We start from the raw sequence: 21,867 nt of genomic DNA, 5'->3' as shown, positions 1-21,867 counted from the left end.
TCTGTGAAAACATCAATTTTTACATCGTCCTTCTGCATCTTTACTTTGTGAGCTGGATTGTTCTTAATGACTTCGCATTCCACCATGTAATTTAAGAAAGCCATGACTGTAAGTAATATCTTCAACATTAACCACTTGGTTTTTGATTGCATAATCAATAAATTTCTTTAAAATCATTTCGTAATTTTTAATGTTTGTCTTGGTTGTGTTCTTAAATTTCCTATCATCTAGAAAATCCTGATAAGCGAATTTTAACAACAAAAAAACCACTCCCTAAATTTATTAGGAAGTGGTTATTGTTAAAGATATAAACTTTTTACATGACAGCTTCACAAGAATGATGGGTTACATCATGCCGCCCATTCCACCCATGCCGCCCATACCGGACATGTCAGGCATTCCAGAACCAGCTGGTTCAGGCTTATCAGCAACAACTGCTTCAGTTGTTAAGAACATAGCCGCAACAGATGCTGCGTTTTGTAATGCATAACGAGTAACTTTAGTGGGGTCAACGATACCAGCTTGGATCATGTTTACCCATTCGCCGTTCGCAGCGTTGAAGCCTGTTCCAACTTCTTCACGCTTTAAGCGGTCAACAATAACAGATCCTTCAAGGCCTGCATTGTGAGCAATTGTGCGAACTGGCTCTTCCATCGCACGTAGTACAATGTTAATACCTGTTGCAACGTCGCCTTCAGCTTGAAGTGCAGCTACCTTGCTGTATACGTTAAGAAGGGCAACACCACCACCGGATACGATACCTTCTTCAACTGCAGCACGAGTTGAGTTTAAAGCGTCTTCGATACGAAGTTTGCGCTCTTTTAATTCAGTTTCAGTTGCAGCACCAACTTTGATTACTGCTACACCGCCAGCTAATTTAGCTAAACGCTCTTGTAATTTTTCACGGTCAAACTCAGAAGTTGTTTCTTCTAATTGAACACGGATTTGGTTAACACGAGCTGCGATTTCAGCAGTATCTCCTGCACCTTCAACGATAGTTGTATTTTCTTTAGTCACAACAACTTTAGCTGCACGTCCTAAAGAGCCGATTTGTGTAGTTTTAAGTTCACGGCCTAACTCTTCAGTGATAACTTCCCCGCCAGTTAAAGCAGCGATATCTTCAAGCATTGCTTTACGACGATCACCAAAGCCTGGAGCTTTAACAGCAACAGCATTGAATGTTCCACGAAGCTTGTTAACTACTAAAGTAGATAGTGCTTCACCTTCAACATCTTCAGCAACTAATAATAGCGGCTTGCCTTGTTGAACTACTTGCTCAAGAACTGGAAGGATTTCTTGAATGCTAGAAATCTTCTTATCAGTGATTAAGATATATGGATTTTCTAAGACAGCTTCCATTTTATCTGTGTTTGTTACCATGTAAGCAGAAGTGTAACCACGGTCAAATTGCATACCTTCTACTACGTCTAATTCAGTTGTGAAACCTTTAGATTCTTCAATAGTGATAACGCCGTCGTTGCCAACGCGCTCCATTGCTTCAGCGATTAATTGACCAACTTCTTCGTCAGCCGCAGAGATAGAGGCAACTTGTGCGATCGATTCTTTGTTTTCGATTGGTTTAGAAATAGCTTTTAATTCTTCAACAGCTGTTGCTACTGCTTTTTCGATTCCTTTACGGATACCCATTGGGTTCGCACCAGCAGTTACGTTCTTTAAGCCTTCGCGAATCATCGCTTGAGCAAGAACAGTTGCAGTTGTTGTACCGTCACCGGCAACATCGTTTGTTTTGCTTGCTACTTCAGCAACAAGTTTTGCACCCATGTTTTCGAATGCATCTTCTAATTCGATTTCTTTTGCGATCGTTACACCGTCATTTGTGATAAGTGGTGAACCGAATTTTTTCTCAAGAACCACGTTGCGTCCTTTAGGTCCAAGAGTAACTTTTACCGCATTTGCTAGAGCATCAACACCACGAAGCATTGCGCGGCGTGCATCTTCACTAAACATAATCTCTTTAGCCATTGTTTAAAAACCTCCTCATATTGTTTAACTTCTTTATTTAAAACGTATATATTTGTTCAACTCGAGCGCCCAGCGTATAAGCAGCTAAACGGGCGCTGCCACTTTTCTATTAAGCACCAACGACGGCAAGAATATCTGATTCGCGTAGGATTAAATATTCTGTACCTTGATATTTTACCTCTGTACCACCGTATTTTGAGAAGATAATACGATCGCCTACAGAAACTTCAAGTGCTACACGTTCTCCGCTTTCAAGTACGCGGCCAGTACCAACGGCAACAACTTTTCCTTCTTGAGGCTTTTCTTTCGCTGAATCCGGTAATACGATCCCGCTTGCAGTTTTTTCTTCTGATTCAACAAGCTCAATGATAATACGATCACCTAATGGTCTTAACAAATCAAACAACCTCCTCAAAGATATATGTAATTCTGACTTATTAGCACTCTCGATTAATGAGTGCTAACACAATTATTATAATAATGAATCTCAAAATCTTTTGCAAGTATGAAGCATAAAAATTTACAAAAAAAAATAGAAACGCGGAAGCGTTTTCCTCAGGGAAAAAATAGTTCATTTTTTCCTAGGAGCTTATGACTAGAGCCCCTAAGCGCTGGAGATAGACAATTATCCTTTTTGACAACCTTATAAAGTATGCGAAAAACACGGTATTCTATACCTTTTATTTAAAAGTATTTCTAAATTGAAACAATACCGGTTTTAAGAGTAGAATGAAGAATAGTATGTATTAAAGGCTTGTGCGATTTAGAATCCTTAAAAATGGATGATTATTAATTACCTATTCGTCCAAAAATATAAAATAGAATCTAAAGGGGACTAGATATTTGAAACGGGAATATTGGATCATCTTAATTGTTTACATCGCTATGCAGTTTTCCAGCCTAGTCGGAATACCACTCTTTTTGTTCGGCTTTAAATATTTTGGGATCAATCAAAGCCTTGCTGTTCCTTTATGGCTCCTCGCTAGTTTTACAATTGCCTTAGTAATCATTATTTTAATGTTACGAAAGGAAATGAACAATCGCAGCTTTAGAAAGGGCGGTTCCATCGGTAATAACGTCATCTGGGCCATTGCCGGCATCTTCCTTGCGCTATTTGCCCAATACGTTGCGGCAATCATCGAGAACCTATTAGGGGTGGAAATGGGGTCTGAAAACACCAAAGATATTCTGACCATTATCGAGACCTTTCCGTTGGCGATCATTGTTACAAGTATCATTGGACCGATCTTAGAAGAAATTGTTTTTCGAAAAATCATTTTCGGATCTCTTCATAATCGATATAATTTCTTTATTTCTGCGCTGATCAGTTCGGTCATTTTTGCTGCGGCGCATATGGAGTTCCAGCACATTTTGCTTTATTCGGCCATGGGCTTTACGTTCGCTTTTCTTTATGTCAAAACTAAATCCATTTTCGTCCCAATATTTGCCCATGTTTCAATGAATACCTTAGTTGTCTTGGTTCAGTCTGTGTACAAGGACGATATTGAACGATTGCAAAGACAAGCTGAGGCCATTCAAAACTTTATCGGAGGATTTCTATGAGACGTTCACCCTTGTTTTCCGGATTAATTTACTTTCTCCTTGGCGGGCTATTTACCTACTTCGCCATTGATAATGTTCAAAGTAATGGCTGGGGATTTTTCAGCTATCTCCTCATCTTATTAGCCACCTTTGACTTTGGCTCAGGCCTAAAAATGATCATCTTTCACATCAAATACAAAGATAAGTTTAAGAAGCAGAAAAAAAATTAAGGTGTCAGCACCATGTGAAGAATTCACATGGTGCTGACACCTTTTTTATTTTCCTTCCGACTTTGAGGTCTCGCTTCGGTTAATGACCATTCGCTCTTTCCCGAGGATAAAGATAAATAGGAAGGCCAGGCCAGCTGGGACGAGTGCCCATGTGAATGTGTGGACGATTGAACTTGCGAGTGCATCGGTAATTTTATCGAGAATTGGTGGTGGAATTAGTTTTCTTGCTTCTTCTGATAATAAGGCCCGTGAATCTCCGAAATTCTGCCCCTTTGGAACCTGCCCCATTCCCGCAAAAGCATTTTCCAATCCTTCTTTGAGATCACTGCGTTGAATCGTACCAAAAATGGTAATCCCAATCGTCATTCCTAAGGAACGAATAAAGTTACTTGTCGATGTAGCAGAGCCCCTTTGCTCCATTCCAAACGGATGGATCGCAGCCATGCTCAATACCGAAAAGGAGAAGCCCACTCCTAAACCAATGATAATCATGTAAAGCGTCAACACTGCTCTCGTTGTTTCTGGTGTAATCGTGCTCAATAACAATAAGCCGCCAATCAAAATAACTCCGGATATAAACATAATATTCCGGTAGCTCATCTTCGTTGTTAAGAACCCTCCCGCTTGAGCGGTAACCACCGAGCCCAGCATCATTGGCAATAATATTAACCCTGAATTGGTGGCAGTCCCTCCATAAACCCCTTGCACAAAAATCGGGATGTAAACCGTTGCTGCCATAAAGGCTGCACCGTAAAATAAGCCAACGATGGTACTACCTGCAAACAAGCGGTTCCTAAACATCGAAAAGGAAATAATCGGATCCTTTGCTTTGGTCTCCACAAATAGAAAAATCAAAAACAGAAGCGCGAATCCAGCAAACAAGCTTATGATTACCGTAGAATCCCAGTCATATTTTTGCCCCCCAAGTTCAAGCGCAAACATTAAACATACGACCGCTCCAACCAAACTAACCGCCCCGGACCAATCAATGATTTGCTTTTTGTGAATAGGCGATTCCTTATAAGCGATGGTAATAAATATAAAGGATAAAATCCCTAGAGGCATGTTAATATAAAAAATCCAATGCCAGCTGATATAATCTGTTATATATGCGCCAAGCAATGGCCCAAAAATACTCGATAATCCAAAAACCGCACCGAACAGACCGCCCATTTTCCCACGCTTCTCTGGCGGAAACAGGTCAAACATGATTGTAAATGCTATGGGAACAAGCGCTCCGCCGCCAATCCCCTGGATCGCACGATAAATACTTAATTGGGTGATCGTTTCAGCAGTTCCACATAAGGCGGAACCTGCCATGAACAAGATCAATCCAAAAATAAAGAATCTTTTTCGCCCATACATATCGGATAACTTACCGAAAATCGGCATCCCGGCCATTTCAGCAACCATATAAGCGGAAACAACCCAGACAAAGCTTTCAAGTCCGCCTAGATCTCCAACAATTGTTCCCATCGCCGTCACGACGATCGTATTATCCATCGAGGCCATTAAAATCCCTAGCAGGAGCCCCGCAACTACCAATCCTAATTTACTTTCTTTCGTTACCATCACATTTCTCCTTTATAACTTTGTCGTTGTTTTTATCGTTGCTTTCGGATCATGTGTGAAATCATCCCTATATTCCACCACTCCGATTTGGCAGCCAGGTCCGATTTTAACCTTGTTGCCCCGGACTATATCCGCCTTTGTATTTTCAAGATAGATGTCATCGCCTTCAATAACATTTGCACGAAGGGACCCTACCTCTTTTCCAAAGGGCAGCAGAGTGTAACTCTTTTTTTTCACCGTTATCTTCCCGCCGCCGATTTCCTCCGCACAGCTCTCTCCAAAACGAAGACCCACTTTAATCGTATCCGCGGATAGTAATCCTTTGATCTCAAAGCCGCCACTGGAGTCAAATGTCTCATACTCCACATCGCCATTAACAGAGATACTTCCCTTAATGTTCGCTTCATCACCCGATAGTTTTTCGCCGACTTCCAGCAATCCAAAGATCTTCATTTTTTTCAATTGAGCATTACCGCCGACCATCATCGTCCCCATGACAAGGGTATCCTGTGCCTCCATATTCATTTTGACCTCTACTTCGCCAAATACTTTCATAGAGCCTGTTTCGACATTCTCAACGGCTTCACTCGTGCCATATATATTGAAAGCCGAACATTTTACATTGGTAATAATCGTTCCTTCCCCGCGGATACTGATTTTATTGTAATGGCCGCCAGGGTAGCTTCCTGTTCCATTGATAATAAGGCTTCCGTTCTTTTCCATCATCTCTTTTTTCCCTCCTCTTAAACCTTTCTGTTTTCAGTAACAACAGCCTTTTTATCCATCGAAAATTCTCCTGTGTATTCGACCAGACCAATATGACAATTAGGACCAATTCGAACTTGATTCCCCCGAACTATTTTGGCAATTGTATTTTCAAGTTCAATTTTGTCCCCTTCAATTAGTTCTGTTTCCAGCTGCGGTTTAAAAAATGATTTGAGCAAATTCCCGATTAGTGATCCCTTTGCCTTTACCGTAATCGTTTGCCCGCCCATTTCTTTTGCTTTACACTCTCCAAACATTTTTATGTCAATTTGGTCCGCATTTAGAAGCCCGCCAACAGTAAACTGCGATTCCGCTTTAAAGACCTCCGCTTCACAATCCTCACCCACCGTAAAGGTCCCCTGAATTCTGATTTCCTCACATCTGACTCTTCCGCCAACGGTTGCTTTACCGGATACCCTTACCTTTTCAGCAGAAAGGTTTTTGTCAATTCTTGCGGATCCGTCGATTTTGATGAGCTGACTATCGATATTCCCTCGGAATTTCGCGTGCCCGTTTACTTTTGCTTTTTCAGAAACGACGTTACCATTGATAATACCGGAACCATTACAATCGAGCTCCACACATTCTAAATCGTTGTTAATTGTCCCTCTGCCATTTATTGTGACCACGTTAAACTGGCCCCCGTTGGATGCACCGAAGCCATTGATAACCAAGTCTCCTCTGCTTTTCGTATCCATCGTCATTCCCCTTTATAATAATTTCGCTTTAATTTCTTCCATGCACGTCATCAGCGATAACGTTGCAACTATTTTTGTTCCCCGTTCAAAATGGTACGTTTCTGTATTGATCAGCAATAGGCAGGATGACATGCCCAGTTTTCGGGTTATGACCAACTCGCAGTTTTTTTGCTTAATTATCGACGCATGGTCCTTTAACACTTGCAGGACCATTTTTCCTTCCTCCAAGTTAATTTCACCCGATTGAAGTAGTTTTTCTAAAACAAACACTTCCAGCATTCTTGTAAAATTAAATTGAAGACTACCTTTTTCCTGCTCTAAGTAAAAATCGACAACCGCTGTCGAAACAATGTTACGTTTTATTAATTCATCTTTGGTATAATTTAAATTTGCCACATTAGGTGAAAACATGTCGGCTAGTTCATCCAAGGATAAGTTTTCTTTCATCGTTTGGATTTTCTCGATTCTTTCTAAGATTTTTTCCTTTGGAAAAAAAGTTTCTTGACCCGTAAATGTAGACTTGCGTACAAACCATTCTTCCGGAATAAGGTCCTTCCGTTTCCATCTATATAACTGCCCGTAGGATATTCCTGCTAATTCTAATAGGTCTTTCTTAGAGATTAACTCCTCGCTCATAATAAAAACCCCTTTCTAAAAACAATGTAACATAACACTGTTACGCATGTAAAGTAAAAATGTAAAATATTAGTCTGTCCTACTCGTTATTGACATAAAAAAGGCCTTTCACGATGTTTACACGCGAAAGACCTTTTGAGATCTATTTACTTTTAATCCAACCAGCAGAGATAAAATTCGCTCACTCAAATGATTTCTTCTAGTTTTTTGCAAGTAGAGACTTTTCTTGCTACTCCGGCTTCAATTGCAGCATTCGAAACAGCTGTTGCAACTCGATCCCCCACTCGTGAATCCAAGGCGTTAGGAATGATGTACTCCGGAAGAAGCTCTTTATCCGTTACAAGACTTGAAATGGCATAAGCGGCTGCAAGCTTCATTTCCTCCGTGATATCGGTTGCCCTAACATCGAGTGCCCCGCGAAAGATTCCTGGAAATGCGAGCACATTATTTACCTGATTAGGATAATCAGAACGACCAGTGCCGACTACTGCTGCACCTGCCTCTAGCGCTTCCTCTGGATAGATTTCTGGTACTGGATTTGCCATTGCAAAAACGATTGAATCTTTATTCATGGTTCTGACCATATCCCCTGTTAAAACCTTGGGCCCAGACACTCCGATAAAAATGTCAGTGTTTTTAATAGCATCCTGTAGGGTTCCACGTATCCTGCGCAGGTTTGTTCTTTCTGCTATTTCTGCTTGCCGATCGTTCATCCACTCTTCACCTGGACAAAGAATTCCCTCCAGGCTTACTAACGTAATATCCTTAAATCCTGCTGTTAATAAAAGCTTGGCAATCGCAATCCCGGCAGAACCTGCACCATTCAGGACAACCTTTACCTTGTAGATACTTTTCTTAACAATTCTCAGTGCATTTAAAAGGCCGGCTAGTACAACAATCGCTGTCCCATGTTGGTCATCATGAAATACTGGAATGTTTAGTTCGTTTTTTAAGCGTTCTTCAATTTCAAAGCATCTTGGAGCGGAGATATCCTCCAGATTGATTCCGCCAAACGTTGGCTCTAATGCTTTGATAATATTGACAATCTCCTCGACATTTTTTGTTCCCAAGCACAGTGGATAAGCATCAATCCCCGCAAATTGTTTAAATAAAACCGCCTTTCCCTCCATTACAGGCATAGCGGCCTCAGGGCCAATATCTCCTAACCCTAATACTGCTGTTCCATCTGTGACAACTGCTACTAAATTACCACGCCCTGTATGCTCAAATGAAGCCTCACTATTTTTCGCAATAATCTTACATGGCTCCGCTACACCTGGCGTATAGGCTAAACTTAAATCATCCGCATTGTTAACCTCTACTTTACTGACGATGCCAATCTTACCTGCAAGCCTTTTGTGGAGCAGCACTGCCTGTTCTTTTATCTTGCTTTCATTCATTAAAACCTTCTCCTTTGGTCACTTTTAAACTAATTGTTCATTCGGATGAAAATCAACCAATCTTAAACAAAATTCGGGACGATACAGTCAGGCACATCCCGAATTACGAGTGACTAGCTTAATAATTTCAGCAATAAAATAGCCAAAATAACAGTTGAAGCTCCCCCGATTCTAGTCGAAACTTGGGCAAATGGCATCAAGGACATCCGGTTGGAAGCTGAAAGAATCGCCACATCCCCTGTTCCTCCTAAACCGCTATGGCAGCCTGTAACAATCGCTGAGTCTACCGGGTACATCTTCATCCACTTTCCTACGAAGTAACCAGTAGTAATCATGGCGACTACCACAGAGGTACAAACAACCGCATATCCAGGTGTTACGATTTTCACTACATCCTTAAGCGGAATATAAAGCATACCTAACCCAACCATTAATGGCCACGTCAAGCACGATGATACAAATTTATATAAGTGATAGGCACCTTGTTCCATTTTAGCTGGCATAACCTTTATACTTTTTACCACTGCGGCTGCAATAATCATTAATACAGGTCCAGGAATACCGAGGAATTTATTTCCAAGCCCGCCTAAGATAAAGAAACTACATGCAATTAACAGTCCAGCACCCATGAGTGGAAAATCAACCGGTTTATCAATCGTTGCGGCTTCTGTGATTCCATCGCCGCCTTTTGTTTTCACTAATACTCCATTACCAGTAAGATGCTTCTTTTTCTCACCTATGCGTGATAAAATACCCGCACAAACGATCGCGACAATATTCCCGATAACAGCGGCTGGAATCAATTGGCCAACAAATGTTTCTGAAGATTTTCCTAGAACCTCTGCATAGCCTAATGAAAGAGGTAAGATTCCTTCTCCGATACCGCCACCGATTATTGGAACAACAATATAGAACAGGGTGTGTTTCATGTCATATCCAAAAAGCAATCCAACAAGAACCCCTACTGTAACAGATGCAATGGTCCCGAAAATAAGCGGGATAAACATGCGTGTGAAGCCTTGAATTAAGACTCTGCGATTCATCCCAAGAATACTTCCTACTACTAAAATAGAGATATAAAGGTAAAGGAAATTGGATGTTTTCATCAACTGTGTAACCGCGTTCATTCCAGTTGTGTTAATCACATTAAAAAAGACTAAAATAGACGGAATCAAGAGTGCTAAAATTGCCGGGCCGCCAATATCCTTCAAGACCGGAATCTTCATGCCAAGATCACCCAGTAAAATACCCATTACAATAATGATGGCAAAGCCGCCAATCATATCTGCCGGAAGCAGTTTATAGACAGCTGAAAAGTAGACAACAGCTGCAATAACGATATAAAGCGGCAATGGAACAACCCCTATCTTCACACTGCCAAATTTACCTAGAAGCCCTTTCTTTTCTACTTTTTCCTCCTCAACAACCGTAAGCGGTTGCAACTTTCTTGCTGGTTCCATCATCTCATCCCCCCATCTTTTCATGTTTCTATCATATTTCGTATTAAAACGCTTTCATAGTTTATGTAAATTTAAAAAGGTTTTTGTAAATAAAAAAAGTAAGCAGTTTTACGCTGCTTACAAAAAGTTTTTGATTAGATATTCTTTCAATTGATTAAATTCATGCTGGTATACGGGTCTTCCAACTGTACCGTAAATTACCTTAACATCCAGGATTCCAATTTCCTTTAAAAAATTTAAATACTTACGGACAGAAACCCGGGAAATTCCGACGACTTTTACAACGTCCTCAGTTGAAAACGGGGCATTTTTTAACTCCAAAATTGTCTCCCAAATTTGTTTTAGGGTATCTTTCGTCAATCCCTTCGGCAGGTCTTCGATAAGGGGCCTTTCCTCTCGGTGCAGGATTTGTTGGTCCAAGACGTCTTGATTAATCACAGGTTGAGTCTGAATAACCTTTGTTTGGTTCTTATAGGCGACTAACGCTTTACTGAAGCGTTCAAATTCAAAAGGCTTAATTAAATAATCTACAGCTCCGTACCTTAAGGCCTTTTTAATCCGCTCCATATCTGAAGCTGCTGAAATAATAATAACATCGGTCTCTTTGTCATTTTCACGGAGGTAGGTTAACAGCTCTAATCCTAGTTTCCCCGGCATAAATATATCCAATAAGATAAGATCGATTTCTAGTTTTTCAATGTACTTAATCGCCTCGTCCACAGATGTTGCCATTGCCATCAATGTAAACCCATGAACTTGCTCGAGATAACGTTTATTAAATTCAGCCACCATTGGATCATCTTCAACAATCATCACACGAATCATTCTGACCCCCCCTCCCGATTATATGGTAAATACACAGCAAAAACGGTCCCTATTCCTGGCTTTGATGAAAGAATTAAGTCCCCTTCCAACTTTTTAACCGCTTGCGAGACGAGATACAATCCTAACCCTCTATTTTCACCATTTGTGGAGAATCCTTTGTTAAAAATTTGATTTTGTATTTCATCGCTCATCCCTGTTCCTGTATCTTTTACTTCAATTGTTAAAATATCATCTGCATAATCAAATTCTACTTTTACTTTTTTGACTGCACAACCGGTCACAGCCATAATGGCATTATCAATTAAATTACCAACAATGGTAATTAGTTTGTGTGTTACATCTGAATCCGCTGGTTGAGGAAGGGGTTGTTCACAGGAAACAGATAACTCCGTCCCTGATTCCCTTGCATAACTCAACTTTCCAATTAAAAAGCCTGCTAAAACAGGGTCCTTTATCTTTTTGGTAACGAAGCCAATTTCATTATTACGATGATCTACTATTTCATTGATATATTCGACAACTTTTTCATAATACCCAGTATGGACCATCCCCAAAATAACATGAAGTTTATTCATAAACTCATGTGCTTGGGCACGAAGTGCATCTGCGTAAGTTCTTACTCCTGTTAGTTCTTCAGCGAGTACTTGTATTTCTGTTTTATCGCGAAAAGTAGCAATTGCACCCACTACCTTATTCCCAACAATAACAGGGACTCGGTTGGTTAGAATGGTCATCCCGTTTACGTTCTGTTCTTCATCCAATTCCGCTTTACCTGTTTTTAAGAGATCATTTAAGCGAGTTGTCGACATATATTTTTCTATATTTTTCCCCATTGGGTTATCGGGCAGGCCCGCCTTTTTAAACATCTTTAAAGCAGCTCGATTGACAAGTGTTATGTTTGACTCTTGATCAACCGCGACAATCCCTTCACGGACTGATTGAAGCATCGCGCTCCGTTCCTCTAATAATTTAGCAATCGCAACCGGCTCAAGCCCAAGTAAGATTTTTTTTATATACCTCGCTAAAATAACAGCCCCGATAACACCGATTAAGATTCCAATCATTGTCCCAATATAGATCCCGGTTCGGCTCTTTCTGACTGCCTTTTCCACATTATCTAGAGAAATCCCAACGGCTACTGCCCCAATCTGCTTCCCTGTTGCATCCTTAATTGGTGTAAACGAGCGTAATGAAGGTCCAAGAGACCCCTTTGAAATAGACTCATTCTCTTTTCCTTTTAGGACAGGTCCTTCATCTCCACCCTTGAACTTTAACCCTATTTTTTTACTATCGGGGTGGGATTTGCGGATTCCCTTCATATCCATCACCACAATAAAGTAAACATTTGTGACCTTTCTCATTTCATTTGCATAGGTCTGAATTTCCTTTTCATCCCGTTTCCCACTCATCGCTTCAATTACAAGCGGACTATGTGCAACCATTCGAGCTACATTTCTTGCCTGTGCAGCCTGATTTTTTTCCGTCTCTGAAGCAATTCTGGAACTTATAAGTAAATCAGTTATCAATAGGGAAAAAGTAACCACAAGGCAAACAAATACAATAATCACCGATTTTAAACTCCATCTTCCCTTTCTCATATTTCCCTCCATCTTTGGCAGTCGACAGCCCCCATATATTAACTTATGAGTAAAATTGCTCCTGCTAAAATAGGGGTTAGGACCATCGCACTTTTTAATACAGGCTGAGGTGCAAGGTCTGTAAACTTAGCACCAACATAGGTGCCAATCATTGTTCCTGCGACCACTTCAATTAAAAGGGTAAAATTCAAGTACCCTTGGAAATAATAGCCGACTCCCCCTGCTAAAGCGATCGGCAAAATAACGAGCATTGTCGTACCCACTGATTGTTTAAGTGTGAGTCCCATAATCAAAAGCAAGCCAATTTGAATAAACGGTGCAGCACCAATCCCAAATGTTCCCGACAACAACCCTGTAACCACTCCGACTACAGCCGCTCTCTTAATAAGAATAAGGTTGCTTGTTGTCTCTTTTTTGTTATCTGCCTTTATTTTCTGAACAATGAATAAGCGGACCACCAAGATCACCGCAGATAGAAATAACATCCCCGCTGTCAACCAATGTAAAGAATGGATTGGAATCAATCCAGCGAGCTTTGAACCAAAATAGGAAGCAACTGAACCAAACCCACCTACAATTAGACCTGTTTTAATAGAGATATTTCCTTGACGAAAATGGCTGTAGGCACCTGACAAAGTAGTAAACACCATTGCTGCTAGAGAAGTCCCTAACGCCACATGTATTGGAACTCCAAAAATAACTGTTAAGATGGCAATAATAAAGCCAGAGCCCCCTGCTCCAACAAATCCTAATAAAACCCCCAGCACAAACATAGTCAGCACAATTGCCAACTTCATCCCCTCCAATTGCAAAACCCTAGATATCCTTCTAGGAAATGACTTATAAATAGTCCTGATTACAGACTGATTTGAAAAAAAAATTGCAGAATCATCTATTATTGTACTAAAAATTTTATATCCTATCTGAATCATGCTCTAATTTCCATAAATTTAAAGACTATCTCACACTTGAATGAGATAGTCCTTCATTAAAAGCTAGTATTTTTTGAAACTTGGACTTAAACAAGCACTGGTTGTTTGGTGTCTGTTAATTCCATTAGGCGCAGTTTAATTTCTGCAACATTGACATTTCTTTTGGCTACCCCTGTTTTCATTGCAGCAAAAGCCACTGCCGCCGCTACTTCTGCAGCAACCCTAGGGTCAAATGGATCCGGTATGACATAATCCGCATGAAGCTCTTCATTAGAAATCAAACCAGCAATCGCATATACCGCGGCAAGCTTCATTTCCTCATTGATTTCTTTGGCACGTACATCTAAAGCACCCCGAAAAATGCCTGGGAAGGCAAGCACATTATTGACCTGGTTTGAAAAATCAGAACGTCCTGTCCCCACTACAAGTGCGCCAGCTTTTTTTGCCTCATCCGGCATAATTTCCGGTACCGGGTTTGCCATGGCAAAAATAATCGGGTCACTGTGCATCGAACCAACCATTTCCTTTGTAACGGCACCAGCAGCTGATACCCCTACAAACACATCTGCATCAACTAGTGCATCGGCTAACGTTCCTTGCTTTTGATTGCGATTAGTCATTCGCGCCATTTCATCCTTGAATCGATTCATTCCGGACTGCCGGCCTTCATAAATAATTCCTTTTGTATCACATAAAATAACATCCTTAACACCCATATGTAACAAGAGCTTAACAATTGCTACTCCAGCCGAACCTGCTCCATTAACTACGACACGAATTTCTTCAATTTTCTTTTCCGCCAATTTTAATGCATTAATTAAACCAGCCACTGTTACAATCGCAGTTCCATGCTGGTCATCATGAAAAACTGGAATCTCACAGGCTTTGCGGAGGCGGTCTTCAATTTCAAAGCATTGTGGAGCCGCAATATCCTCTAGGTTCACGCCTCCAAATGTTGGTTCTAGTAACTTAACGGTTTCTACAATTTGGTCTGTGTCAGTGGTGGCTAAGCAAATAGGAAATGCGTCAACATCTGCGAAGGATTTGAATAACACGGCCTTTCCTTCCATAACAGGCATCGCTGCTTTTGGTCCAATATTTCCCAGCCCAAGGACTGCAGTTCCATTTGAAACGACCGCAACAAGATTGCCCTTTGAAGTGTAATCATAGACTTTGCTTTCGTCTTCATAAATATCCATACAAGGCTCTGCCACACCAGGTGAATATGCTAAGCTTAAATCCTTTGCATTATGTACCTTAACCTTTGAATAAATCCCGACTTTTCCTTGATGCTTCTTGTGCATTTTTAACGCTTCAACTCGTAAACTTGACATTGGATTTCCCCACTTTCCGGTTTAGTAACCGTTTGCATTAATCTACCTAAATCTTAGTCCATACGTCCGTATTTTGATAGATTATGTAATTAAAAAAAGCAGGGTTTAAAAATACAAAAGGCTTTCCACAAATTCTGTGAAAAGCCTCTTAACTAGTTATTCTTCTTCTTCTTCCTCTACTTCCACCGTCGGATAATGCTTTAAAAAATAGACAAGCGATTGCAGCTCCACTGCCAGGTCAATATGATGCACCCTAATCAGTGGAGGGACATTTAATCGTGCTGGAGTAAAGTTTAATATCCCCTTTACATTTGCACTTACAAGTCGGTCGGTAATCATCTGTGCTACAGGGGCCGGAACCGTTAAAATGGCAACGGATATACCCCCCTCAGTTAAAACCTTCTCTAATTCATCCATATGATAAACTGGGACCTCGCGAATCTTGGTTCCCATTTTTTCTGGATCAACATCAAAGGCACATTCTATTTTTGTGTTATTATTTTTTAAAAAATTATAATTTAAGAACGCCGTGCCTAGATTTCCAACCCCTATTAAGGCAACCTTTGTTAACTCATCCTGGTCCAAAGTTTTACGGAAGAAGGATATCAAATAATTAACATTGTACCCATAACCCTTTTTCCCCAATGCACCGAAATAAGAAAAATCGCGGCGAATTGTGGCGGAGTCTACCTTTACTGCTTCACTTAGTTCGGCTGAAGAGACCCTTTGTTTACCGGATGTATGCAGGTTTTTTAGAAATCGGTAATAGAGGGGCAGCCGTTTTGCTGTCGCCTGTGGTATTTTCATTGTTTCATTACTCATAATCTCCCACACCCCTTGGATAATTTAGTTAAATATCATTTAACTTTTTCAGTTCTCTTAAAATCACCATTTTTACCGCCCGTTTTTTCGACAAGATACGTCGGTCCAATCACCATACCTTTATCAACGGCTTTACACATATCATAAACCGTTAAAGCACACGCTGAAGCGGCTGTTAACGCTTCCATTTCTACCCCTGTATTCCCCTTGGTTTTAACGGCTGCTGCTATATTTAAACGATAGTTCTCTTGCGTGTCCTGTTCCCAGGAAAAAGAAATATTAACCCCTGTTAATGGAATCGGATGACACATCGGAATCAAATCCCAAGTCTTTTTTGCTGCCATGACTGCAGCTACCTGAGCCACTGCTAAGACATCGCCTTTTTTCATCTCGTTATTGGTAATTTTATCATAAATTTCTTTACTAATGGTAATGCTGGAATGAGCAATTGCCGTACGTGCCGTTTCAGGCTTATCACTGACATCGACCATTTTTGCTCGGCCTTCTTCATTAAAATGAGTAAATTCTGCCATATAAAAAAATCCTCCCATCAAATCATACACTATTTTTCCTTCTATGTGTGTGAAACTTTGAACTAAATCCAAGGTTTTTTGTCGAATTAAAACTCTCATCCTCCTAACCTGCTTAGCAGTTTATTGCCGACATACCGGGAATAAGGTACACTAAACCTATGTAATAGAGGTGAATGAGAATGATTTTGTTACAGGTTAATCAACTACAAAAATATTATGGTGCTGACCTTATTTTATCGAATATTAAACTAGAATTACAAACTCGAGACCGTGTGGCTTTAGTGGGACGCAATGGGGCAGGAAAATCGACATTATTGAAGATTATTGCTGGACACCTGTCGCATGATGGCGGAGAAATCATTAAGCCAAAAGAAGTAACGATTGGCTATCTAGCACAAAATACTGGTTTAGAGTCTTCTTTGTCCATATGGGAAGAAATGCTGACAGTCTTTGAACCACTGCTTTTAATGGAAAAATCACTCCGTACCCTTGAAGAACAAATGGCCGATCCTCTTGTTTTTGATGACCATGGGAGATACGAGAAAGTCCTAAAAGAGTACGATCATCTGCAGGTGAAATTTAAAGAGCAAGGTGGATATCAGTACGAGGCAGAGCTGCGTTCTGTCCTTCATGGGTTAAATTTTCCTGATAAATCCCTGATGATATCCAGTTTAAGCGGAGGTCAAAAAACTCGGCTTGCCCTTGGTAAGCTGCTCTTAACCAAGCCCGATATCTTAATATTGGACGAGCCGACCAACCATCTCGATATTGATACCCTTTCCTGGCTGGAGCAATATTTGCAAAGTTACCACGGGGCCATTTTAATTGTTTCCCATGACCGATATTTTTTAGATAAAGTGGTTACGCAGGTTTATGAAGTATCCCGTAAGCAAATTCAAAGGTTTACAGGTAACTATAGTTCCTACCTTGATCAAAAAGCGGCTAATTATGAGCGTGATTTAAAGCTTTTTGAAAAACAACAGCAAGAGGTTGCTGATCTGCAGGACTTCATTAACCGAAATCTAGCACGGGCATCGACAACCAAACGTGCCCAAAGCCGTCGCAAAAAGCTTGAGAAGATGGAACTGATGGACCGCCCATTTGGGGATGAAAAGTCGGCTACCTTCTCGTTTGAAATTGAAAAACAAAGCGGCAATGACGTTTTAACGGTCGATTCCCTAGCTGTAGGCTATCAGGGCGAAAGGGTTTCAGCGGACATCTCTTTTCGCGCCTTTAAGGGTGAAAGCATTGCCTTAGTAGGTCCGAATGGGATCGGTAAATCAACCTTATTAAAAACCCTTATTAAAAAACTGGCTCCCCTTGAAGGAACAATTCTCTATGGGACAAACCTTGCCATCGGCTATTATGATCAGGAGCAAGCAGAATTAACTTCCAATAAGCGTGTTTTAAATGAGCTATGGGATGATTACCCGTTAAAAAATGAAAAAGAGATTCGAACGGTACTTGGTAATTTCTTATTTTCCGGTGATGATGTCTTAAAAATTGTTTCCACCTTAAGCGGCGGGGAGAAGGCACGACTGGCACTGGCTAAGCTAATGTTGGAAAAAGCAAATGTGTTAATTTTGGATGAGCCCACAAACCATTTAGATTTAGACAGTAAGGAAGTTCTTGAGAATGCATTAATCGATTACCCTGGGACGATTCTTTTTGTCTCTCATGACAGGTATTTTATTAACCGGATTGCCACAAAGGTCTTGGAGCTAAGCCGTCATGGAAGTACGGAGTATTTGGGTGATTATGATTATTATCTAGAGAAGAAGCTTGAGCAGGAAGAACTCGCTGCACTAGCCCTGGCGGATTCACCAAAAAAGTCTGCCCAAACGGATGCATTTGAGAAAAATACTTATCAACAGGATAAGGAAAGTAAGAAACAAGAACGACAACGACAACGAAAACTAGACGAAGTAGAACAAAGAATTGAAGAGTTAGAGGAACAAATTCAGGAGTTCGAGCAGCAATTATGCGAACCTGACATTTTTCAAAATCATGAGAAGGTATTAGAAATCAACATAAAAAATGAAAAAGCTAAAGCGGAGCTCGAGCAATTAATGGAAGCATGGGCGGAGCTGGCAGAGTAAAAACCGAGCAGAGCTCGGTTTTTTTCTATTAGAAGGGCTGTGTTAAAGGTTATTGTTAATTTTTCCACTCTGTTGATTGGAGCAGAAATCAACAGACAAGTTTAACAAAGCCATAAGAGAAGAAAAGACATATCTCGACAACATTCGATAAGTGTATTTTTGATAAAATTTATTCACTTTTCCACAAGCTTATTCACATTGTAAACAGAGTTATTGCAATGTTTTTATTACTTTTCCACAATATCCACAATAATAACCTGAGTTATCCACATTATACACAGAAAACAGGTCACTTATCCACATTAAAACCTTTTCCTATTAATTTTAAAAATATCTTATCAACAAAAAAACTCTTCTTATCCAGAAGAGTTTTTAATTATATAACTCGATATCTAGTCCAGGATTGGCATTTAACGTCAAATTTGCTCGAATTCCTTTTTCAAACATCACACTTCCAGCGGCACCAATCATTGCCGCATTATCCGTACATAGCGATAACGGCGGAATCACTAATTCAATCCCTGGCTTATTTGAAAAAGCCTTTTCTAACGCATTTCTTAACCCTTTATTTGCCGCTACCCCGCCAGCTACCAATACTTGCTCTACCCCGTATTCCGCGACAGCCTTTTCTGTTTTTGTTACTAACACTTCAATCACACTGTCTTGAAAGCTGGCTGCTAGGTCTTCTGGGGCAATCACCTCACCACGCTGCTCAGCATTATGGACCGTATTAATAACAGCTGACTTTAAGCCACTAAAACTAAAATCATAGGATCCTTCCTCCAGCCAAGCCCGAGGTAAGTGAATCGTCGGATTACCCGACTGGGCCAAGCGATCAATATGAGGTCCGCCAGGGTAAGGCATGTTCAATGTGCGGGCAACCTTGTCGTAGGCTTCTCCTGCAGCGTCATCTCTTGTTTCCCCAATCACTTCAAAATGACCATGCTCCTTCATATATACTAGCTCTGTATGCCCACCTGAAACGACAAGGGAAAGAAGCGGGAATTTCATTTCCGTAACCAGCCTATTTGCATAAATATGTCCTGCAATATGATGAACGGGAACTAGTGGTTTGTTTTGAGCAAAAGCCAATGCTTTCGCAGCATTTACTCCGATTAAAAGGGCGCCGACTAGTCCTGGTCCCTCAGTAACAGCAATCGCATCAATCTCAGCAAACGTAATATTTGCTTGCCTCAATGCCTCCTCTGTAACAATGGTAATTTGCTCTACATGGTGGCGGGAAGCAATTTCAGGGACAACCCCCCCAAATCGTTTATGACTTTCAATTTGCGATGCCACTACATTCGCAACAATTTCACGGCCATTCTTAATAATGGCGACAGCAGTCTCATCACAACTCGTTTCAATACCCATAATCCATTGATCTTTTAACATAATTTTACCCACATCACTAAACCATCTTCCTGATTATCAGAATAATAATTTTTACGGATTCCGCCATTTTGAAAGCCTAGCTTTCGATAAAGAGATTGTGCCACATGATTGGACACTCGCACTTCTAGAGTCATGCTTTTTGCTCCCATCTCTCGGGCTACTGACATCATTTTTCTCAATATAGCTTCCCCAAGTTTCCTGCCCCTAAATTCAGGCAAGATCGCTACATTCGTAACATGGGCCTCGTCAATGACAATCCAGGCCCCACAGTATCCAAGGATTTTATTATTTTCCTCTAGTACAATATAAACAGCAAATCGATTATTGTGTAATTCATTATAAAAAGCTTCACGACTCCATGGAGTTGTAAAGGATGCATGCTCTACTTCTAAGATTTGGTCAATATCCTCTTCCCTCATGTTACGAAAAACAAATGAATCTACCATAACGCTCTATTCCTATCCATTTCATATTTTTCCTTTCGCTTCTAACCATTTTGCTTCTGCTTCAGCTAAACGGATATAATTTGGAACAAAAGAATGAATGTCCTCACCTGGTTTATCCTTACCAAGAAGGGCAAGCTCGGATGGACGAGGATTATGTTCCGTAATAGCCGCGAAAATCGCCTGCGATCCCAAATGAGCTTCGATGGTTGCTTGATGGAGCGGTAAGTCATTCCCGATAAATAAGATCGGTTTCCCGGCTTCTACTAGAGATTCAGCCCAATCAGTTAACATGACTAAGCGATCCTCTTTAACCGCTAGAAGTTCATTTCTCTGATATTGATACAAGCCTGTATAAACTTGTCCCCTTCTAGCATCGAAAATAGGCGAGACATAGCTATTAAAATAACGGCTGACACCCGCTGCTAGTATTTCAAGGCTTGAAATACCTACAAGTGGAATGTTTAAGGTCCAGGCTAACGTTTTAGCAATGGTTACCCCTATTCTAACTCCTGTATAGGAACCCGGTCCTTTGGCTACCACTATCTTCGTTAAATCCGATGGCACCCGATCACAATCTTTCATCAGTGTTTGAATGGCAGGCATAATACGAACAGAATGGTTCTTTTTTAAATTGGTTATATATTCACCAAGTACTTGGTTCTCTTCTAAAAGCGCTACTCCTAAGGTATAGTTAGAAGTATCAATCGCTAATATGGTCATGAAAAAGTCTCCTTACATAATTGCTCATATCTTTTTCCCTGTGGAACGAAAACCATTCTTCTCTGATCCCCTTCTTCACGATACAAGTAGATGGTCAGTCTTTCCTGCGGGAGCTGCTCTTCAATTAAATGAGCCCATTCCACAACAGTTACTCCATCTCCTTCAAAGTACTCATCAAAACCCAGGTCTTCATAGGCATCTGCAACCCGGTAGACATCCATGTGATATAATGGCAACTTCCCCTTATATTCTTTGATAATGGTAAAAGTCGGGCTGTTCACCGTTTTCTTGATTTCTAATCCTTTAGCCAACCCCTTTGTGAAGGTTGTTTTTCCCGCACCCAAATCACCTTCAAGCGCGATGACATCTCCAGGCTGTAAGAAGCCAGCCAATCTTGCAGCAAATTGGGAAGTCTCTTCAGAATCTGTTGTAATCCGTTCGAATTGGTTCATTCAATCACCTTTTTATTTTAACATTGTGGCACATATCTTCATTTTACCTTATTTATGTGCAAAAAAACCTTAGGATCTCTCCTAAGGATACCTATTTCATATGTAGTTTACCTGATTTTTTACAATTGAGCAAAAAAGCTGTCGATTATTAAACTGCATAAAAAAAGACGAAACCTTGTTTCGTACTCATTTTACAATATAAATGGCGGTCTGGACGGGACTCGAACCCGCGACCTCCTGCGTGACAGGCAGGCATTCTAACCAACTGAACTACCAGACCAAATTGCGGGGACAGGATTTGAACCTGCGACCTTCGGGTTATGAGCCCGACGAGCTACCAGACTGCTCCACCCCGCGACAATAGAAATTATTGCACCATATTATTATATCACTAAATTAAGTAATATATACGGTTTTTTTAAACC

The 21,867-nt window shown here is 40.6% G+C and carries 22 protein-coding genes and 2 tRNA genes; 3 read left to right on the top strand and 21 right to left on the bottom strand.

All coding sequences use genetic code 11. The annotated features are described in order from the left end of the window. Positions 1-63 precede the first annotated feature (63 nt). The 3 genes from ACJ004_RS28350 to groES all read right to left on the bottom strand — a co-directional run bounded on the left by ACJ004_RS28350 (position 64) and on the right by groES (position 2,380). The gene (locus tag ACJ004_RS28350; protein ID WP_410896431.1) at positions 64-261 is read right to left on the bottom strand and encodes a hypothetical protein; all 198 of its coding nucleotides are present in this window, start codon (positions 259-261) and stop codon (positions 64-66) included. Positions 262-345: 84 nt separating this feature from the next. Then, positions 346-1,983, bottom strand: coding sequence for a chaperonin GroEL (groL, locus tag ACJ004_RS28345; RefSeq protein WP_410896430.1), 1,638 nt, complete (start codon positions 1,981-1,983; stop codon positions 346-348). 109 nt (positions 1,984-2,092) lie between these two features. After that, positions 2,093-2,380, bottom strand: coding sequence for a co-chaperone GroES (gene groES / locus ACJ004_RS28340; RefSeq protein ID WP_026565252.1), 288 nt, complete (start codon positions 2,378-2,380; stop codon positions 2,093-2,095). Between the two features lie 446 nt (positions 2,381-2,826). Here groES and ACJ004_RS28335 point away from each other — a divergent pair, with 446 nt between their 5' ends. Both ACJ004_RS28335 and ACJ004_RS28330 read left to right on the top strand, forming a co-directional pair. Next, the gene (locus ACJ004_RS28335) at positions 2,827-3,546 is read left to right on the top strand and encodes a CPBP family intramembrane glutamic endopeptidase (RefSeq protein ID WP_410896429.1); all 720 of its coding nucleotides are present in this window, start codon (positions 2,827-2,829) and stop codon (positions 3,544-3,546) included. Continuing rightward, on the top strand, positions 3,543-3,755 hold the full coding sequence (locus ACJ004_RS28330; protein ID WP_410896428.1) for a YdiK family protein: 213 nt from the start codon (positions 3,543-3,545) through the stop codon (positions 3,753-3,755). The genes ACJ004_RS28335 and ACJ004_RS28330 overlap by 4 nt, the downstream gene beginning before the upstream one ends. A 45-nt stretch (positions 3,756-3,800) precedes the next feature. Here the strand turns inward: ACJ004_RS28330 and ACJ004_RS28325 are convergent, their stop codons facing one another. The 12 genes from ACJ004_RS28325 to moaC form a co-directional block, all read right to left on the bottom strand. Then, on the bottom strand, positions 3,801-5,327 hold the full coding sequence (locus ACJ004_RS28325) for an MDR family MFS transporter (RefSeq protein ID WP_410896427.1): 1,527 nt from the start codon (positions 5,325-5,327) through the stop codon (positions 3,801-3,803). A gap of 12 nt (positions 5,328-5,339) precedes the next feature. Next, entirely contained in the window at positions 5,340-6,053 is a 714-nt protein-coding gene (locus ACJ004_RS28320) for a cytoplasmic protein (RefSeq protein WP_410896426.1), read from the bottom strand. Positions 6,054-6,070: 17 nt separating this feature from the next. Then, entirely contained in the window at positions 6,071-6,790 is a 720-nt protein-coding gene (locus ACJ004_RS28315) for a polymer-forming cytoskeletal protein (protein WP_410896425.1), read from the bottom strand. 12 nt (positions 6,791-6,802) lie between these two features. After that, the gene (locus ACJ004_RS28310) at positions 6,803-7,426 is read right to left on the bottom strand and encodes a YhbD family protein (protein ID WP_410896424.1); all 624 of its coding nucleotides are present in this window, start codon (positions 7,424-7,426) and stop codon (positions 6,803-6,805) included. 185 nt (positions 7,427-7,611) lie between these two features. Beyond that, a complete protein-coding gene (locus ACJ004_RS28305) occupies positions 7,612-8,826 on the bottom strand; it encodes an NAD(P)-dependent malic enzyme (RefSeq protein ID WP_410896423.1) in 1,215 nt (404 codons plus the stop codon). A gap of 113 nt (positions 8,827-8,939) precedes the next feature. Next, positions 8,940-10,286, bottom strand: a complete 1,347-nt coding sequence (locus ACJ004_RS28300) for a 2-hydroxycarboxylate transporter family protein (protein WP_410896422.1) — start codon at positions 10,284-10,286, stop codon at positions 8,940-8,942. A gap of 117 nt (positions 10,287-10,403) precedes the next feature. Then, positions 10,404-11,111 carry a response regulator gene (locus tag ACJ004_RS28295; RefSeq protein WP_410896421.1) on the bottom strand — a complete coding sequence of 236 codons (708 nt, stop codon included), beginning with the start codon at positions 11,109-11,111 and terminating at the stop codon, positions 10,404-10,406. Further along, a complete protein-coding gene (gene dcuS / locus ACJ004_RS28290) occupies positions 11,108-12,709 on the bottom strand; it encodes a DcuS/MalK family sensor histidine kinase (protein WP_410896420.1) in 1,602 nt (533 codons plus the stop codon). Before dcuS ends, ACJ004_RS28295 begins: the two co-directional genes overlap by 4 nt. A gap of 38 nt (positions 12,710-12,747) precedes the next feature. Further along, positions 12,748-13,500 (bottom strand): sulfite exporter TauE/SafE family protein, encoded by a 753-nt coding sequence (locus ACJ004_RS28285; RefSeq protein WP_410896419.1) that lies wholly within the window; start codon positions 13,498-13,500, stop codon positions 12,748-12,750. Positions 13,501-13,727: 227 nt separating this feature from the next. Beyond that, entirely contained in the window at positions 13,728-14,975 is a 1,248-nt protein-coding gene (ystJ, locus tag ACJ004_RS28280) for an NADP-dependent malic enzyme (RefSeq protein WP_410896418.1), read from the bottom strand. Positions 14,976-15,131: 156 nt separating this feature from the next. Further along, positions 15,132-15,797 (bottom strand): redox-sensing transcriptional repressor Rex, encoded by a 666-nt coding sequence (locus tag ACJ004_RS28275; protein ID WP_410896417.1) that lies wholly within the window; start codon positions 15,795-15,797, stop codon positions 15,132-15,134. A gap of 35 nt (positions 15,798-15,832) precedes the next feature. Beyond that, positions 15,833-16,330, bottom strand: a complete 498-nt coding sequence (gene moaC, locus ACJ004_RS28270; protein ID WP_410896416.1) for a cyclic pyranopterin monophosphate synthase MoaC — start codon at positions 16,328-16,330, stop codon at positions 15,833-15,835. Positions 16,331-16,509: 179 nt separating this feature from the next. On the opposite strand from moaC, the gene ACJ004_RS28265 reads away from it, so the two are divergent. Then, positions 16,510-18,429 (top strand): ABC transporter ATP-binding protein, encoded by a 1,920-nt coding sequence (locus ACJ004_RS28265; RefSeq protein ID WP_410896415.1) that lies wholly within the window; start codon positions 16,510-16,512, stop codon positions 18,427-18,429. Positions 18,430-18,801: 372 nt separating this feature from the next. Here ACJ004_RS28265 and tsaD read toward each other — a convergent pair whose 3' ends face one another. The 6 genes from tsaD to ACJ004_RS28235 all read right to left on the bottom strand — a co-directional run bounded on the left by tsaD (position 18,802) and on the right by ACJ004_RS28235 (position 21,799). After that, complete coding sequence (tsaD, locus tag ACJ004_RS28260) at positions 18,802-19,824, bottom strand: tRNA (adenosine(37)-N6)-threonylcarbamoyltransferase complex transferase subunit TsaD (protein WP_410896414.1); 1,023 nt, start codon at positions 19,822-19,824, stop codon at positions 18,802-18,804. Then, complete coding sequence (gene rimI / locus ACJ004_RS28255) at positions 19,818-20,270, bottom strand: ribosomal protein S18-alanine N-acetyltransferase (RefSeq protein WP_410896413.1); 453 nt, start codon at positions 20,268-20,270, stop codon at positions 19,818-19,820. The genes tsaD and rimI overlap by 7 nt, the downstream gene beginning before the upstream one ends. Before the next feature lie 21 nt (positions 20,271-20,291). Continuing rightward, positions 20,292-20,990 (bottom strand): tRNA (adenosine(37)-N6)-threonylcarbamoyltransferase complex dimerization subunit type 1 TsaB, encoded by a 699-nt coding sequence (gene tsaB / locus ACJ004_RS28250; RefSeq protein ID WP_410896412.1) that lies wholly within the window; start codon positions 20,988-20,990, stop codon positions 20,292-20,294. Continuing rightward, positions 20,987-21,442: a tRNA (adenosine(37)-N6)-threonylcarbamoyltransferase complex ATPase subunit type 1 TsaE gene (tsaE, locus tag ACJ004_RS28245; RefSeq protein WP_410896411.1), complete on the bottom strand. Its 456-nt coding sequence runs from the start codon at positions 21,440-21,442 to the stop codon at positions 20,987-20,989. The genes tsaB and tsaE overlap by 4 nt, the downstream gene beginning before the upstream one ends. A 203-nt stretch (positions 21,443-21,645) precedes the next feature. Then, a tRNA-Asp gene (locus tag ACJ004_RS28240) sits at positions 21,646-21,722 on the bottom strand. Positions 21,723-21,725: 3 nt separating this feature from the next. After that, a tRNA-Met gene (locus ACJ004_RS28235) sits at positions 21,726-21,799 on the bottom strand. Positions 21,800-21,867: the final 68 nt, after the last annotated feature.

Origin of the sequence: Neobacillus sp. 204, from assembly GCF_046562815.1 — a bacterium.
Taxonomy (GTDB): Bacteria; Bacillota; Bacilli; order Bacillales; family Cytobacillaceae; genus Neobacillus.
The sequence above is the reverse complement of the archived record's forward strand: the minus strand, read 5'-3'. Positions and strand labels throughout refer to the sequence as shown.

Excerpts from the sequence above, each read along its gene's own strand:
- dcuS (WP_410896420.1), bottom strand. The coding sequence starts at position 12,709 with ATGAGAAAGGGAAGATGGAGTTTAAAATCGGTGATTATTGTATTTGTT.
- ystJ (WP_410896418.1), bottom strand. The coding sequence starts at position 14,975 with ATGTCAAGTTTACGAGTTGAAGCGTTAAAAATGCACAAGAAGCATCAA.
- ACJ004_RS28320 (WP_410896426.1), bottom strand. The coding sequence starts at position 6,053 with ATGATGGAAAAGAACGGAAGCCTTATTATCAATGGAACAGGAAGCTAC.
- ACJ004_RS28275 (WP_410896417.1), bottom strand. The coding sequence starts at position 15,797 with ATGAGTAATGAAACAATGAAAATACCACAGGCGACAGCAAAACGGCTG.
- ACJ004_RS28325 (WP_410896427.1), bottom strand. The coding sequence starts at position 5,327 with ATGGTAACGAAAGAAAGTAAATTAGGATTGGTAGTTGCGGGGCTCCTG.
- tsaE (WP_410896411.1), bottom strand. The coding sequence starts at position 21,442 with ATGAACCAATTCGAACGGATTACAACAGATTCTGAAGAGACTTCCCAA.
- ACJ004_RS28300 (WP_410896422.1), bottom strand. The coding sequence starts at position 10,286 with ATGGAACCAGCAAGAAAGTTGCAACCGCTTACGGTTGTTGAGGAGGAA.
- ACJ004_RS28310 (WP_410896424.1), bottom strand. The coding sequence starts at position 7,426 with ATGAGCGAGGAGTTAATCTCTAAGAAAGACCTATTAGAATTAGCAGGA.
- ACJ004_RS28295 (WP_410896421.1), bottom strand. The coding sequence starts at position 11,111 with ATGATTCGTGTGATGATTGTTGAAGATGATCCAATGGTGGCTGAATTT.
- ACJ004_RS28265 (WP_410896415.1), top strand. The coding sequence starts at position 16,510 with ATGATTTTGTTACAGGTTAATCAACTACAAAAATATTATGGTGCTGAC.
- moaC (WP_410896416.1), bottom strand. The coding sequence starts at position 16,330 with ATGGCAGAATTTACTCATTTTAATGAAGAAGGCCGAGCAAAAATGGTC.
- ACJ004_RS28315 (WP_410896425.1), bottom strand. The coding sequence starts at position 6,790 with ATGGATACGAAAAGCAGAGGAGACTTGGTTATCAATGGCTTCGGTGCA.
- groL (WP_410896430.1), bottom strand. The coding sequence starts at position 1,983 with ATGGCTAAAGAGATTATGTTTAGTGAAGATGCACGCCGCGCAATGCTT.
- ACJ004_RS28305 (WP_410896423.1), bottom strand. The coding sequence starts at position 8,826 with ATGAATGAAAGCAAGATAAAAGAACAGGCAGTGCTGCTCCACAAAAGG.
- rimI (WP_410896413.1), bottom strand. The coding sequence starts at position 20,270 with ATGGTAGATTCATTTGTTTTTCGTAACATGAGGGAAGAGGATATTGAC.
- tsaD (WP_410896414.1), bottom strand. The coding sequence starts at position 19,824 with ATGTTAAAAGATCAATGGATTATGGGTATTGAAACGAGTTGTGATGAG.
- ACJ004_RS28330 (WP_410896428.1), top strand. The coding sequence starts at position 3,543 with ATGAGACGTTCACCCTTGTTTTCCGGATTAATTTACTTTCTCCTTGGC.
- tsaB (WP_410896412.1), bottom strand. The coding sequence starts at position 20,990 with ATGACCATATTAGCGATTGATACTTCTAACTATACCTTAGGAGTAGCG.